Origin of the sequence: Motilibacter aurantiacus (genome assembly GCF_011250645.1) — a bacterium.
GTDB lineage: Bacteria > Actinomycetota > Actinomycetes > Motilibacterales > Motilibacteraceae > Motilibacter_A > Motilibacter_A aurantiacus.
This window is the reverse complement of the sequence record NZ_JAANNO010000052.1, coordinates 235-534: the sequence shown is the minus strand read 5'-3', so window position 1 is coordinate 534 and position 300 is coordinate 235. Positions and strand designations below refer to the sequence as shown.

Sequence of the window (300 nt, the reverse complement as noted above, 5' to 3'; positions counted from 1 at the left end):
CCTGGACCTCCGGGTCGGCGCGGAACGCCAGGGCCCGCTCCTTGAGCAGGAGGTAGGTCGCCATGTTGGCCGCGGCGGAGTCCCACACGCCCTGCATGTCCTCGGTGCGCGAGGGCTTGTAGTCGAAGTGGATCGGGCCCGTGTACCGGGGGCCGCCGCTGGGGAAGCCGTTCTCCAGCAGGTCGACGGTCGCGAACGCCGAGAAGAGGTCGCCGTGGCCGAACACGAGGTCCTGGTCGTACTTGATGGACCGCTGGCCGTTGAGGTCGATGTGGAAGAGCTTGTCCGCCCACAGCGCCT

The 300-nt window shown here is 68.7% G+C and carries 1 pseudogene; it reads right to left on the bottom strand.

From position 1 onward, the window contains the following. Positions 1–300 (bottom strand): annotated as a pseudogene (locus G9H72_RS22125) (xylose isomerase); the annotation flags it as partial.